This is a genomic window from Faecalicatena faecalis (genome assembly GCF_012524165.2).
GTDB lineage: Bacteria > Bacillota > Clostridia > Lachnospirales > Lachnospiraceae > Faecalicatena_A > Faecalicatena_A faecalis.
In genome coordinates this window covers 1-14,657 of the sequence record NZ_JABACJ020000028.1, presented here as the reverse complement: position 1 = coordinate 14,657, position 14,657 = coordinate 1, and the positions used below count along the sequence as shown (strand labels likewise).

General features: G+C 44.2%; 11 protein-coding genes. 1 reads left to right on the top strand and 10 read right to left on the bottom strand.

What is annotated here, in order from left to right; genetic code table 11:
• Positions 1–8: 8 nt before the first annotated feature.
• Complete coding sequence (locus HGO97_RS20200; protein ID WP_216244700.1) at positions 9–1,487, bottom strand: sugar ABC transporter ATP-binding protein; 1,479 nt, start codon at positions 1,485–1,487, stop codon at positions 9–11.
• Between the two features lie 76 nt (positions 1,488–1,563).
• Positions 1,564–2,544 (bottom strand): substrate-binding domain-containing protein, encoded by a 981-nt coding sequence (locus HGO97_RS20195; protein WP_216244699.1) that lies wholly within the window; start codon positions 2,542–2,544, stop codon positions 1,564–1,566.
• Between the two features lie 352 nt (positions 2,545–2,896).
• Here HGO97_RS20195 and HGO97_RS20190 point away from each other — a divergent pair, with 352 nt between their 5' ends.
• Entirely contained in the window at positions 2,897–3,760 is an 864-nt protein-coding gene (locus HGO97_RS20190) for an AraC family transcriptional regulator (protein ID WP_216244697.1), read from the top strand.
• A 59-nt stretch (positions 3,761–3,819) separates the two neighbouring features.
• Here the strand turns inward: HGO97_RS20190 and HGO97_RS20185 are convergent, their stop codons facing one another.
• The 8 genes from HGO97_RS20185 to HGO97_RS20150 form a co-directional block, all read right to left on the bottom strand.
• Entirely contained in the window at positions 3,820–4,140 is a 321-nt protein-coding gene (locus tag HGO97_RS20185; RefSeq protein WP_216244694.1) for a PadR family transcriptional regulator, read from the bottom strand.
• Between the two features lie 23 nt (positions 4,141–4,163).
• Positions 4,164–5,471 carry a DUF2812 domain-containing protein gene (locus HGO97_RS20180; RefSeq protein WP_216244693.1) on the bottom strand — a complete coding sequence of 436 codons (1,308 nt, stop codon included), beginning with the start codon at positions 5,469–5,471 and terminating at the stop codon, positions 4,164–4,166.
• 175 nt (positions 5,472–5,646) lie between these two features.
• Complete coding sequence (locus HGO97_RS20175; RefSeq protein WP_216244691.1) at positions 5,647–7,638, bottom strand: glycoside hydrolase family 31 protein; 1,992 nt, start codon at positions 7,636–7,638, stop codon at positions 5,647–5,649.
• Positions 7,639–7,664: 26 nt separating this feature from the next.
• Positions 7,665–8,732 carry a substrate-binding domain-containing protein gene (locus tag HGO97_RS20170; RefSeq protein ID WP_216244689.1) on the bottom strand — a complete coding sequence of 356 codons (1,068 nt, stop codon included), beginning with the start codon at positions 8,730–8,732 and terminating at the stop codon, positions 7,665–7,667.
• Between the two features lie 19 nt (positions 8,733–8,751).
• Complete coding sequence (locus HGO97_RS20165; protein WP_216244686.1) at positions 8,752–11,037, bottom strand: beta-L-arabinofuranosidase domain-containing protein; 2,286 nt, start codon at positions 11,035–11,037, stop codon at positions 8,752–8,754.
• Positions 11,038–11,062: 25 nt separating this feature from the next.
• On the bottom strand, positions 11,063–11,911 hold the full coding sequence (locus HGO97_RS20160; RefSeq protein ID WP_216244684.1) for a carbohydrate ABC transporter permease: 849 nt from the start codon (positions 11,909–11,911) through the stop codon (positions 11,063–11,065).
• 1 nt (position 11,912) lies between these two features.
• A complete protein-coding gene (locus HGO97_RS20155) occupies positions 11,913–12,818 on the bottom strand; it encodes a carbohydrate ABC transporter permease (RefSeq protein ID WP_216244682.1) in 906 nt (301 codons plus the stop codon).
• Positions 12,819–12,928: 110 nt separating this feature from the next.
• Positions 12,929–14,197 carry an ABC transporter substrate-binding protein gene (locus HGO97_RS20150; RefSeq protein ID WP_216244680.1) on the bottom strand — a complete coding sequence of 423 codons (1,269 nt, stop codon included), beginning with the start codon at positions 14,195–14,197 and terminating at the stop codon, positions 12,929–12,931.
• Between the last annotated feature and the right edge of the window lie 460 nt (positions 14,198–14,657).

Genomic DNA, 14,657 nt, shown 5'->3' with positions numbered 1-14,657 from the left:
TTTTTCTATTATTTCATCGCATATTTAAATATCTCTTTCTGGTTGAAGTCTTTCCGCTCCACATGCCCGGCAATCCTGCCTTCCCTCATGACGGAAACTCTTGTACAGAGATTCAGGATTTCCGGCAGTTCGGAAGATATTAAAATAATGCTCACATTTTCTTTTACAAGTTGAAAGATCAGATCATAAATCTCTGACTTTGCCCCAATGTCGATTCCCCTGGTAGGCTCATCCAAAATTAAAATATCCGGTTTTGCTGCCAGCCATTTTGATAGTACGACCTTCTGCTGGTTTCCGCCGCTTAATGTTCCTACAAGCTGCTGGCTGTCCGTATACTTAATCTTTAACATCTTTTTGTACTGCTCAGTGGTCTCACGTGCTTTTGAATTTTTAATCCGAAATCGGCTCATGAACTCCTTTAAAATGGTGATAACGGAATTGAAATAGATCGTATTTTCTAAAAAAAGACCTTCCTTTTTACGGTCCTCCGGCACCAGAGCAATTCCGTGTTCCATTGCATCACCGGCGTTTCGTATCTTTACTTCTTTTCCCTGGATCTCGATTTCTCCCTGATAAGAGTCCAATCCAAAAAGAACTCGTACCAGCTCAGTCCTTCCTGCACCAATCAATCCATACAGACCGTGAACTTCTCCCTTTTTCAACTCAAAGTCTACATGATGCACATACTGGCTTGAGACATCCTTCATTTTCAGGACGGTCTCTCCAATCGCATTTATATTATAGTGGTACATTTCTTCTACCTGGCGTCCCACCATCATCTCCACGATATCCTGCATACTAATTTCATCGATATTGCGTGTTCCAATATAGCATCCGTCCCGAAGAACAGTCAGCCTGTCTGCAATCTGTGTAATTTCCTCCATCCTATGTGAAATATAAATAATTCCAATTCCCTTTTTCTTGAGCCGTCTGATGGTAGCAAATAGTTTATCCACGTCTTTTTCGGATATTGAGGCCGTGGGCTCATCCATCACGATCAGCTTCACTTCCTCAGTTGCCAATGCACGTACAATCTCCACGATCTGCTGCTGGGCAATGCTCAAAGTATCTACCATGGCATCCACATCAATATCGAATCCCAGCTCCTTAATTGTCTTCTGCGCAATTTCCCGGCGCTTTTTATTGTTGATAAATACTTCCTTTCCCTCTGTTCCCAGGAGTATATTATTGGCAACACTCAGCTTTGGAACAAGTGAAATCTCCTGGTGGATTACGCTGATTCCCTTCGCCTTTGCATCGTTCACGGAAGAAATTTCTACTATTTCCCCATTAATTTTGATTTCCCCAGCATCTTTTGTGTAGATTCCTGCTAAAATCTTAATCAGTGTGGACTTCCCTGCCCCGTTTTCTCCCAGCAGTGCATGCACCTCGCCCGGCATTACCTCAAGCTTTACATTGTTCAATGCTTTCACACCCGGAAAAGTCTTTGTAATCCCTTCCATTGCAAGCAGTAAGTTCTCAGACATTCTACGCACCTCCCTCGTATGCCTCTTTTCGAACATGAGAGCAGTCAGTAGAACCGACTGCTCCCGTGGTTACGGATTAATACGCATTTGTCTTCTGATAATCTTCCACATTTTCTTTATCAATCCATTTTTCTTCTACATAGATAATGTCATCATCCGGCTCATTGCCTTCCAGGATTTTATAGACCTGATTTACAACCTCTGTGGCAAGAAGACTCGGATACTGTGCTGATGTTCCAAGGAGTTTTCCTTCCTTGATTAATTCACATGCATCTTTTGCACCGTCGATTCCCACTACAAATACATCATCCAATTTATTTGCGCTGTCTAATGCTGCGATAGCACCAATCGCTGCAGGATCATTTGTCCCGAAGACACCATTGATTTCTTCATTTGCCTGAATCATATTCTCCATGATCGGAAGCGCTGCCTCTACAGAACCATCTCCATCCTGCTGTGCTACGATCTTGATATCTGGATACTGCTCAATGACTCCCATAAAGCCTTCCATTCTGTCCTGAACTGCCATATTCGTAGATAAATCAATAATCGCTACATTTCCTTTTTCGCCCAGAGCCGCTACCAGTGCCTCTGCACACAGCTTGCCTCCCAACACATTATCGGATACCACCTGAGTTGCAACTAAATCTCCGTCAAAGACCTTGGTATCAATTACAACAACCGGAACCTTTTTTGCCTGGCATGCTTCCAACGCTGGTTTGATTCCTTTCCAGTCATTCGGACTGACAATCACTGCATCTACCCCCGATGCTACTGCATCTTCAATCTGGGAAATCTGTTTTTCCAAATTTAACTGCGCATCATATGTAACCAGTTCGCCTCCGCGCTTTTCGATTTCCTGCTTGAGAACATCATTCTCTGCAATCCAAAATGGATTATTCAGTGACATAAAGGAAGCGGCTATGCGGAATTTCCCTTCCTTCTCATCTTTCGTTTCTTCCTTCTTACTGTCATCACTGACCGGAGCCTTTGTTGTACATGCAAAAAGACCTAAACTCATAACAAATGCTAATATAACTGCTATTACCTTTTTCATTCCTTTTCCTCCTACGATTTCATCTCACTATTTCTTAACATTTATTGCTCCTATTTTTTTGTCACACATATCCCTGATTTTCCTGCTTTTTACCTTTTCCTCCATGTTCATTTAATACTTCAGTTCACATCGTTTCTTTTTCATAATACTTCGATTATTTCTTTCCTCCTTACTATTAACTAATTTTTCGCGCGATTTAATACTATTTTTTTAAAATAATCTTGTATTATTCTCTTTTTCTTACTTTTATGATATACTTATGAAAGCACAAAAACAAGACAACTTATTGCCCACAAATTCCGATATATTGCTCTCAAATTAACTGCTGTCTAGCTATTCATAAGGAGGTTATATGTTTGAAAAAATGAATATAGACGTTGGACCCAAATCTCAATGGAAGACTGCGACCCCAACATCTTATACTATGAGCCTGCCCTTTTATCTGTTGGAATGGGGGCATTTTATTGCAAATAAGGATTATTACACTGGACGTAAAAATTCCAACCGTTTTCTTCTTTTTCACACCCTGAGCGGCTGTGGCAGTCTGACTTATAATAATAAGACTTACCTTTTGTCAGCCAACACCATCGCCATCATACAATGCAACGCTTCCCATCATTATGAGACCCATTCCGCCGAGCCATGGGATTTCCGATGGTTCCATTACAATGGAACTGCTGCCCACATTTATTACAACCTATATAATCGGAACGACCTGTATTTCCATGAAATTGCCCCGGATAGTCAGGAAGCAGACCTGATCAGGAAAATCACTTCCTCTTCCAGTGAATATAATCTGGATAAAAATTTGATGATATCAGAATGGATCATCAGTCTGATGACTCATTTGATTCTGGAAAAAAGAAAAAACGCACTGCAGGATTCTCCGTTAATTACGGAAAAACTCAACAATGCGATAGATTATATGTCAGAACACCTGACCGAAAAGATAGGTATTACGGATATCTCCAACTCCGTCTTTCTGTCCCAATACCATTTTCTTCGGACATTTAAGAAACAGACTGGATTAACACCTTATGAATATTTGATCAATCTACGAATCAATAAAGCCAAAGAACTGCTCATATCAACTCAGGACTGCCTGGATGATATTGCGGCCAACAGCGGTTTTACAGATGCTAAAAATTTAATTTATAACTTCAAGCGGATTGTGCATCTGACCCCGAATGAATATCGGAAAGATATGTCGATTTAACAAAGGGGTCAGGCCCTTTTGCTCTTCATTTCCAGAATCTTCTAATTTTATGGATATGCTTATAATTCATCCTCCATCAGGAAGGTCTTGCCATCCTCCACCATAGTCCTGAGCCGTTCATACTCTTTTTTTAACATCTCTATCCCCTCATCAGTAATGATATAGGATTTTCTGCGGCCCTCCTCCTGGGTCAGACGGATAATCTGATTCTTCTCGAATTTAGAGAGCATTGCGTAGAGCGTCCCTGGTCCTACTCTGACCCTGCCCCCGGATATTTCTTCCACCCGGTCCATGATGTCAACACCACAGCATTCCTTCATCAAAGCCATCAGAATATAATACATGGGTTCTGTTAATGTTTGAAATTGTTCTCTTGCCATACATGATCACCTTCTGCCTGCCATTATAGTTGAAGCTTATTCTTTATAATCTGGATCTGCTCTACATCCAATGACTCATCCGAATACATATACAATAGTTTATCTTGAAAACGTACAGTATATAGACCACCCGCCATACCGCCTTCAAAAGCAGATACGGCCTCCCACTTAGCTGTACAGTCCCTTGGTTGATAAGCATTTTTTTCATACCGCTGCCAGACCTTGTTCAAGATCCATGGATGCTCTGTCTGAAAAACATAGTACCACAAGGTGTCAGTGTTCTCCTCTTCTTCCTTTGAATCTGCGCTTTCTCCATACTCGACCTGAAAATACCTCATGGAACCTAAGATTCCTTCCAAATGTCCCTCATCTGTATGGACGATCTGCCCGGAAACCTCTTTATAGTCAGCCTGGGTCAAAGGGATATCCGCCTTCGACAAAACAGGCTTCTCTCCTCCAGAGGTCATCACAACTACGATAATAACGGGAATGAGTACGATTGTAATCCCTAATGCTGCGAGCATCTGTACTGCCCAATTGTTTGCTCTGGATGGTCTCCATATTTCCAGCACCGCCATAAAAAGCAGCATGACCAATCCGGCCGATACAGGCACCAGAAGGAGATAGGCAGAACCTCTCATCCCTGCTATTAGAAGATACGTACCTGCAATCAGAGAATATGCACCTATTTCCACAACCCACATATAATTTTTTAGATATCGTATGATGACCTGCCCCTTTCCTCCATAAAATGGTATCCTTCCCTCCAACAGCTCCTTTCTCTTGTAATGAGCTGTGATAAGCATAGCAATCCCTTCCGTTAATTTTTCAAGACAGCCCAGCAAGCTTCCCACAAGTAACAGCAGCATCAAATCGAAAAAAATCCACCGTTCGAAATTCAATGTTAAAAATTGAAACCAAATCATTCCCGTAACAAATCCGATTCCGGCAAATTCCCAAAACCATTGTACTCGCCCGGCCCTTTTTATATTATATAGACGTTCCTCTGGAGTGACAATCGGGACTGCATCCCTCCGTTCTTTCCTGAATACACAGAACTTACGCCGTCCATCTACCAGCTTCCAGCCCGCTGCCCCACAATATTCCGCATATTCTTGTGCTTCCGGCTCCGGTCTTGTGTCCATTTCGCTCCCCTTCGGAAATACTTCCACAGCATATTCAATGTCTTCTGGCTCCCCTTTTTCAAAAATCAGACCAAGCTTCCACCCTTTAAAATGCCATCCTCTGGCTGACATATTGTGTAAATATTCCGCAAAGGTATCACATTCCCAATAATGGAACTGCTTTAAAATCCGTTTTCTATTCTTCATGAGACTCCCTCCTCCCATCCATATTATCGAGTATCGATATTTCTATTTTTATTATAATATCGATACTCGATAATGTCAAATATAAACATACATTTACAAAGGGGGCAGACCCTTATGCTCTTCATTTCCAGAATATTCTGTAAATGGCTTGCATAAGGGTCTGCCCCCTTTGATATTACTCCCGATAAAACACCGGCATACGATCGAGCGGCGCATCTACCGTAATCTCTGTCCCCCCTGCAGCTTTCTCTCCGGTATTCCCATTCACCCAGCCAATACCATCTCCCGGCAGATATACCTTACGACTGCGTGCCCCATATTCCATCACAGGTGCTGCCAGGATCTGGCTGCCGAACAGATACTCATCTCCCATATCATATACCCGGTCATCCTCTGGGAAATCATATACAAGCGGCCGCATCAGCGGTGTGCCTGTCTCACGGGCAATTTGAATTTGTTCCTTGATATAAGGGATCAGCCTTTCCCTGACAGACAGGTATTTGCGCATAATCTGATAAGCCTCTTCGCCAAAGCTCCACAGTTCGTTCCCGCCTCCGCTGTTGCATTCTCCTGACATGTCTTCCATACTGCCTGCCTCCTCATAAGGCCTGCGATATCCATGCATTCTCAAGATCGGACAGAATACTCCGAATTGGAACCACCGTATCATCAGCTCCCGGAATTCCTCATCCTCGGCGTCTCCGCCATAAAAACCGCCTATATCAGTAGTCCAGAGTACGATTCCGCACATAGACATGTGAAGTCCCGCCATCAATTGTCTGCGAAAACTGTCAAACGTAGACGGCACATCTCCTGACCAGATGACAGACCGAAGACTCTGCGAACCAATCCACCCGCTCCTGACTAAGATAATTCCATCGGATTCCTGTCCCGCTTTCGTCTCCCAAATTCCTTCCCTTAACAGGCCAGCCTCTACACTCTGGTTATAGGCAAACGGATAATAGCAGGAAACCTCCAGCCCATTCCCCTTTGCAAGGCGCATATTCTCATAGGCATAAGGATAAATTTCCGGTTCCGCCTCATCCAGCCAAAAGGATGTAATTCCATGCCGCACATAATTCTCTTTGAGTTTCTCGAACAGCATTCTTCCCGCTTTCGGCTCAGTCATATCCAAATAAGTCAAGGCTCCCCTGCAGAGAAAGAATATATCTGGTCCGTGCTCCGCTGTAATCAGACAGCCCTTATCCCTGAGCATCCTATAATTCTCACTCCGCATATCCACCGTAGGCCAGACTGACACCATCAGATGAATTCCGTCTTTTTCCAGCTCCTCCTTCATCTTCCAAGGTTCCGGGAAATATTTCTCATCGAACCTTAAGTCTCCCTGGAAGGGCCAATGAAAGTAATCCACCACAAGTACGGAAAGTGGAATCTTTCTTTTTCGATGCTCCCGAGCAATCTCAAGCACCTCCTCCTGGGTCTTGTACCGAAGCTTGCTCTGCCACAGCCCAAAAATCCAATCCGGGTACTGGGGACACCGCCCTGTCAGCGATGTATAGCGCTCCATGATCCGTGCCGGAGTTCCTCCTCCAATCACCACATAGTCCAGTTGACGTGACATCGAAGCTTCCCATAAAAAACGATTCTTCGCAAATTCTGCTCTGCCCACCCCTGGATGATTCCATAGGAATCCATAACCCAGCGTAGAAATGTAAAAGGGAATCGTACACTTCGTATTCTTCTGACAGAGGTCTACTGTACACCCCTTCAAATCCAGGCAGTCCCGATTCTCCTGTCCCATCCCATAAATATGCTCTGTCTGATTGGCATAGAAATACGCCCGGATCTGACAGCTTAGCCCGCCGATCCCCTGATACTCCCGCGCCTTCTGATAAGGCGGCATACCGCACGTCTCATCGATCCACGCTTCCTTTAGAATCTGTTTTCCTTCATAAAAAAATGTAATCTGACCGAATTCATTGATTTCTGCCCGTGTCCCGCCACACTCTAGTACTGCCATCTTTCCTTCCAGGAACGCTCTGGTGCCTTCTCCATCCTCCGGCTTTAGATTATAATGAAGGCTCCTGTCAACAGGAGCCTTAAAAGAAGCCCTGACCCGGACACTGTCTCTGCCACAGGCTTCTACACACACATATTCACCACAATGGGACCATTCAATCCGGTCCTGATCGATTCGATATTCCATCCGATACCTCTTTCATCCATGAGTCTTCATAAACTCTCAAAATATTCACAGTTCGCTGCAAATACCACATTCAGCGGCATATAATAATCTTCCTTCTCTGTTTTTTTTCCATAACAGACATACTCGAACATCAGCTCCACAGCCCGAAAGCTCTGTAAGGGCAGGTCCTGATAAATCACCGCATCAATCGTAGAGTCCTTGATAAAGGGGACCACCTCCGGGTAAATATCGTACCCTAACAGAACCGTCTCCCCCTTCCCGTATTCCTTGAGACATTCCGCCGCATCCTGCAGGTTACACACGAAATCCAGAATCACATCCGGTTTTCTATCCTTAAGTACACTGCGTATCTCACTCCTCTCCACATCCGGGACAGGTGAGGTCCAGGCAGGCTCTAAAAGCTCGAACTTCTTCCGGCTCTTCTCCATTGCATCATAAAATCCTTTCAGACGCTCGCCCACGACCAGCTTATCCCGATGGTTATGCTCACTGACCAGAATCTGCACGCGGCTTCCCTCTTTGGAGAACTTTTCTAAAAGTTCCTGCATCAGTCTGCCGCTCTGGTAGTCATTACATCCCACACTGCACAGAGGATGAAGTCCTGGAATCCGCCTGGAGAACAGGATCACATTCCTGCCTGTCTCGATCAAATGCTCGATCTGTGAGGAGACCTCCTCATAATGATAGCAGAAAATAATGAAATTCTCGATTCCCAGCTCTTCTAATTCAATTAAATCCTGAACCTGCCTTTTTGGCTCCTCTCTGTCGGAATACCGGGTAATCAGATGGAGGCCGTCATCCTCATAAGTTTCGATTGCCCGCTCCACTCCAGCCTGGATCTCATCAAAGAAATATCCAAAACGTGTGGAATAAAATCCCACAAATGCAATCTTATATTCTTGGTTCATCGCAAGATTGCGGGCATGATTATTCATACGAAAGTTATATTCTTCCAACGCCTGATAGACCCGTTTTTTTGTCTCTTCGGAATAGGCCCCTTTTTCATGAAGTATATTATATAATGTGGTCCTTGAGACATGAAGCTCCTTTGCCAGCTGATTCAGTGTCATTCTTCTTTTTTCATTATTTCCCATCTATCATACCTGCTTTATATTATTTCATTTTCCAGTAGACATGATGTTTCTCATTCCCGATTTCCGGGAGTGGTACCCAAGTAAGCCGGCCCCCTTCTTCTGTCTGGAAGGCCAGTCTCTCCCTGTCAATAAGCGCTGCCTTCATCTCCTTTTCCGGTTCCATCTCCTGTATCTTAAATTTAAGAAATGTCTCCTGATCAGATAATGCCGCCAAAATATACGGTCCATAGGCCAATACTGCCGTGTCAGGGCTGTCTGCTGTCGTTTCTATTCGAAGGCGGCAGTGAAACCGAATATGGATATCCTCTGTCGCTCTTGTCCTCTGAATATTAATATATCCGTCCGCGCCGCATTTTGCAAGTGCGTTTCTTCCATTTTCCACAACACTGTACTGCCCGTCGCACCAGTATGGACACCGTATCTTCAGCAAGAATTCTCCTTCTCCCGCAAAATGCAGATGGATACCTCCAGGATTTTCCTCAAGCTGCTGGATCACCTTCACACCTTTTTCCTCCCACGTGGTCTCTGCATTCAAGAACAGGTTGACATAAAGTGTATCTGCTGTATGAAAATAGATGCTTTCCGAATACTTCATCTGGCTCTCCATTCCGGTCCCATGACAGCAGGCATTCACAAATTTCGGGTCCTTCCTAGATCCCGGAGCAAGCGGGTAGAAATAAGTGATGTCTCCAGTCGGCTCCTTATCGCCGCCTGCCACGATATGATTGAACATCGCACGCTCATAATAGTCCATATAACGGACATCGGGATGATATTTGAACAGCTCCTTGGTCAGCTTCAGCATATTATAGGACGCACAGAATTCTGCTGTCTCTGTAGTCAGGTGGCCCGCCGCATTGTCCGGCTCAAAGAACATTTCATTATCTCCGGTCCCTCCATTGGCAAAAATGTGACTGTCTGTCACTGCTTCCCAGAAATACGCTGCTGTATCGTAATACTGTTTTTCCCCAGTCGCCCGGAACATTTCCATACATCCGACAATCTGTGGAATATGCTGGTTCGCATGCATCCCTTCCAAAACATCATATTTCTCCTGCATAGGCACGAACAGCCTGTCATTGTCGAACATCTTTGCAGTCACAAGAAATGCTTTCTCTCCAGTCAGCTCGTACAGCTTGGCAAAGGATTCATTCATACCGCCATACTCCCCGGCAATATAGGTATCCCACATCTTCTCGCACTGGACCTTATTCAGACGGCTCAGCCTGCGATATACCCACATCCCCGCCTTCTTTGCCACCTCCAGGGCCTCTTTTACCTCTGCCTGACAGTATGCGTCCAGAAGTCCGGCCAGCAATTTATGCAGGGTATAATAAGGCGCCCAGATATTAGGATAACGCTCCCCCTGTTCTAAAAGGTCGAACTGTTCTTCCGAATACCCTCCAATATACCCTTCCTGAAACCCTTCTTTTTTTGAGAACATCTCCTGGCACTTTGCAAGTTCCATCACCAGATAACAGAGCTTTCTGTAGATTTCCTCATTCTTTGTCTCTCGATAACATAAGGCAAGTGCAGACAGATAATGCCCTGTAGTATGTCCCCGAAGCAGACACTCTGGCGAATCCCATCCCGCCATCTGTGGCGCCCCCAAGGTATCGAGCCCCGCTGCCTTTCGGAAATTATACAACATCTGGTCATCATCGATATTCTGAAAGTAGGCAACTGCATTTTCCATGGCCCGGTAAAACACACTGTTCGGTAAAAGAGCAGTCTCCCCGGAATCCATCGGATGAGCAAGAGGTGCCGTATCCATTTTCTCCGTCTCAAAGTCCTCTCTCACTTCCACTTCCAGCTTCGCCAAAATCGGTTCATCCTTCACGGTTCCCGTCAGACAAAAGTTCCCACATTGGCCGAACACCTGCTCATTTCCCCCTTCCCAGGTAACCTGTCTGGAAAAGAAATGTCCGTTATCTGCGCGCAGTACTACTGCTCCTGGAAGCAGCGCAAGCTTATCTTTTCTTACTGTCCTCTTTAAAGGCAGCGCTTCCACGATTTTCTCTTTCCTGGGTTCCTCCAGTATGTGAACCTCATATATCTTCTCTTTGGACAATCCGCCATATTCGAAACACGCATGAAGATGGACCTTCCTGTCACCAATCCCGTTCCACGGCCTCGTCACACTTCCATCAGGTCTTAAAAAAAGTTCATTGTCGGATACCCATGTGATCTTCGAACCATTTTCCCCGACCAAGGGCAGCCTTAGGTCAAACTCCACGGTATTGAGGTTGCCAAGATAGACCTTCCTGATGTCCTCCTCAATAATCATTTCTGCTGTTTTTGTCATAGATCTTTCCCCCAAGTTTTACAGTTTAGCCTTTCACAGAACCACTTGTCAGGCCTGATACAAGTGATTTTCTCATAATCAGGAACAATACAATGATTGGTATGATGACCATGGTCGCTGTAGCCATCAGGCTGTTCCAATTCACTCCATAGCGTCCCATGGATTTGTACATCATAACGGTCATCGGCAGCTTGTCTCCATCTGATAAAAATGTCATGGAAGCCATCAAGTCACCCCATGCTGCCATGAATGCAAAGGATGCACATGCGAAGATTCCCGGATATGCATTTGGCAGAATGACTTTATAGAAACAGTTGAAGCGGTTGCACCCATCCACGATAGCCGCCTCCTCCAGCTCCTTCGGCACGGACGTAAAGTATGGCCGCAGGATAATGATGGACATCGGAATCGAGAACAAGGCATCGAACAAAATAACGGAAGCGTATGTACCAGTAATGCCTAATTTGTTAAATGTCTGAAGCATCGGAGCTAAGAACATAACCATCGGCAGCATCTGGGTCACCGTCAGAATTAAAATTAAAAGTTGTTTTTTCTTCATTGCATAACGTGCCAGTCCATAAGCCGCAAATGTCGCAAGGACTGTAGATATCAAAGTGGCTCCTACTGCAATGATCAGACTGTTTTTCAGATAGGAGAACATGGAAATCCCATCATGTACTGTGAACTGTGTGATATAAGCCTCCAGTGAAAATTTTGCCGGCCAAAATGTCGGCACAGCACTGAATATCTCTTCCTTTGTCTTAAAAGAGGTGATGACCATCCAGTAAAGAGGAAACAGATAAACTACTGTAAACAAGACCGCAATCACGGTACAGGCATACTTCTTGACCTGCTTGATCTGATATTTACTCATATTATGCTTCCTCCTTCATGACTAATTTCGAATAGAAAATTGCCACCACAAAGATAATCAGGAAATAAATGTTCGCCATCGCACTGCCCTTGCCAAAATCAAAGGTCGTAAAGTTCTCCTGATAAATCAGCGTCGAAATCATTTCTGTTGCATGGTTTGGTCCACCCTGTGTCATTCCGACGATCAAATCATATGCCTTAAAGGTATAGATGAAGCCGATTGTGACCGCACTGACCATGGTCGGCTTGAGCAGTGGAAGGGTGATATAACGAAGACTCTGCATCTTAGAAGCCCCGTCAATCGTAGCTGCCTCGTACACGTCATCGGAAATGGTCGTCATTCCCGTAATAACAAGAAGCATATTGAACGGAATACCGACCCAGATATTTGTCGCTGTCACCGCAATCATTGCATACTTCGGATCACTCAGCCAGGGGATTGGTTCCTTGATCAGGTTCAATGCCGAAAGGAAGTAATTAATTGCGCCAGAATCGCTTGCCCACAGCCATTTCCAGATAATACCAATGACAAGCATCGGCATCACCCACGCAATCAGAGTCAGACCGCTTGTGACATTGGCTCCCGGGAATTCCTTATGGAAGAAAAGCGCCAGTAAAAATCCAATTCCCAACTGGAAGATAATGCATACTATAGTGAAAATAAAGGTATTACTGACTGACTTTATAAACAGCTTATCTGCAAATATGGACTGGTAATTGGAGAGTCCAATAAATTCTTTGACTCCACTCTGAAATGTGGAAATGTCGTATTTCTGCATACTGATCAGAATGTTGTAAGCGATTGGGTATACCACAAATGCGACGATGAATATTACCGCCGGCAGAACATATAGGTAGCCGACAGTTTCATTCGATAATCTCCTGTGTTTTCTTTTTGTTCCTTTCATAAAGCACCGCCTTTTTAAAACAGGTGCGTCCATAGGATGCACCTGTTCTTATAATATTTGTATCTATTCCTGACCTTATATAAGACCAGGCCTAATACGGATCTTCTTCTCTATTCCTTGTCCACATACTCCTGCATTGCCTTGATTCCGTCGGCTGCTGCATCATCTGCACTCACACCCGTGCCGACCTGCTGAATCATGTCACGCAGTACCTGTGAAATCTGCGGCCAAATTGGAGATGGTCCTCTTGTCTTAGCCACTTCCATGTTCTCAACGAATACCTTCATGACCGGATCATCTGTAAAGTATTCATCTGCCATAGCAAATGTCTTAACAGTCGGAATCATACCAGATTTCTTGCAGTAATCGTTCATCGTCTCTTCTGTAAACAGGCTCTTTACACATTCCCAGGAGCCCTCGAAGTTCTCATTATTGACAATTGCCAGATTCTCACCGCCAATACAGGTCGCACTTGTGCCCTCATAAGCCGGGATTGGTGCAAACGCATACTCGAAATCTGCATCCTTCTCTAACTCAGGAAGTCTCCAGTTGCCATCAATGTACATTGCAGCACGCTTTGCAACGAACTGTCCATAAGCATCATTCTGTCCCCATCCAAAAGCTTCCTTACTCATAGAACCGTTATTCGCCAGATCCTGATACAACCCCAATGCCTTTGCAGCGCCCTTGTCAAGTGTATTCCAATCAGCACCAGTCTCATACAAGAATGGCATAAAGGAATAAGTAGAACCCTCATCATCAATTGCATTGATCGCGAAGCCATATGTACTGTCACTTGTCAGAGCCTTGGCATACTCTTTCAATTCATCCCATGTAGCAGGAGGATTCTCAAAGCCAGCCGCCTTTAGCATGTCTACATTGTAAACAAGAACCAGGTTGTTCGCATTCAATGGAAGTCCATATAACTTATCATCATACTTGCAGGATTCCAACGGACCTGAATAAAATTCTAAGTCCTTCATCTCAGAATCAACTTTCTCTGTCAAATCTGCGAATATTCCCATTGCAGAAAAGGAAGCATGATCACATCCATCCACCTGAATAATATCTGGTAAACTCTTGCTCTGTGCCGCAACTGTAATCTTACTAACCAACTGTGAAAACGGAATCTGCTCAATCTTCACCGTATACTCCTTCGAGCCATCTGAGAAGGCGTCTACTGCATCATAGAAAGCCTTCCCATAGGAATTCTCCTTGCTCATAAATGTCCACATGACTAATTCCGTCTTTCCATCCTTCGTTTTTTTCGCTTCCTTCTTAGTATCAGAAGAACCGCCGCATCCAGCTAACATTGAAGCGCACATTGCTATAACAAGCCCGCAGGCAGAAATGCGTTTCCACAAACCTCTTTTTTTCATAATCTTTTCCTCCATTTTTTTGTTTTACTGCCTGATACGTATCTCTAGTTAACACGTGTTAACCACCCGGGATAAAAAATTAGTTTACACGTGTTAAGTAAACTATGATTTTATTATAGCATCACTTTAACTTTCGTCAACCACTTTTTAACTTTCGTTTGTAACTTTCAGACAAATACACAAGATATCCCCTTAAAATTTGTGCATTTTACCTAAAGAAACAAAGATGGCAGCCCTCTTATGATTACCATTTTCAGAATACTCTCAAGATAGCTTATAATCCCATCAGCCTTCTTGTCATATTCTGCAGCTTTTCTTTTTTCATCCCCTGCTGATGCACTGCTCTACGCACAAAAAAACGATACCAATCGGTATCGTCCTCTCATTCCATCTATCTGATGTACCTTCAAAACTACACACAAAGAATCTTTAAACATCCATTTCCTATCACCTTGCTTGG

Excerpts from the sequence above, each read along its gene's own strand:
- HGO97_RS20200 (WP_216244700.1), bottom strand. The coding sequence starts at position 1,487 with ATGTCTGAGAACTTACTGCTTGCAATGGAAGGGATTACAAAGACTTTT.
- HGO97_RS20195 (WP_216244699.1), bottom strand. The coding sequence starts at position 2,544 with ATGAAAAAGGTAATAGCAGTTATATTAGCATTTGTTATGAGTTTAGGT.
- HGO97_RS20190 (WP_216244697.1), top strand. The coding sequence starts at position 2,897 with ATGTTTGAAAAAATGAATATAGACGTTGGACCCAAATCTCAATGGAAG.
- HGO97_RS20185 (WP_216244694.1), bottom strand. The coding sequence starts at position 4,140 with ATGGCAAGAGAACAATTTCAAACATTAACAGAACCCATGTATTATATT.
- HGO97_RS20180 (WP_216244693.1), bottom strand. The coding sequence starts at position 5,471 with ATGAAGAATAGAAAACGGATTTTAAAGCAGTTCCATTATTGGGAATGT.
- HGO97_RS20175 (WP_216244691.1), bottom strand. The coding sequence starts at position 7,638 with ATGGAATATCGAATCGATCAGGACCGGATTGAATGGTCCCATTGTGGT.
- HGO97_RS20170 (WP_216244689.1), bottom strand. The coding sequence starts at position 8,732 with ATGGGAAATAATGAAAAAAGAAGAATGACACTGAATCAGCTGGCAAAG.
- HGO97_RS20165 (WP_216244686.1), bottom strand. The coding sequence starts at position 11,037 with ATGACAAAAACAGCAGAAATGATTATTGAGGAGGACATCAGGAAGGTC.
- HGO97_RS20160 (WP_216244684.1), bottom strand. The coding sequence starts at position 11,911 with ATGAGTAAATATCAGATCAAGCAGGTCAAGAAGTATGCCTGTACCGTG.
- HGO97_RS20155 (WP_216244682.1), bottom strand. The coding sequence starts at position 12,818 with ATGAAAGGAACAAAAAGAAAACACAGGAGATTATCGAATGAAACTGTC.
- HGO97_RS20150 (WP_216244680.1), bottom strand. The coding sequence starts at position 14,197 with ATGAAAAAAAGAGGTTTGTGGAAACGCATTTCTGCCTGCGGGCTTGTT.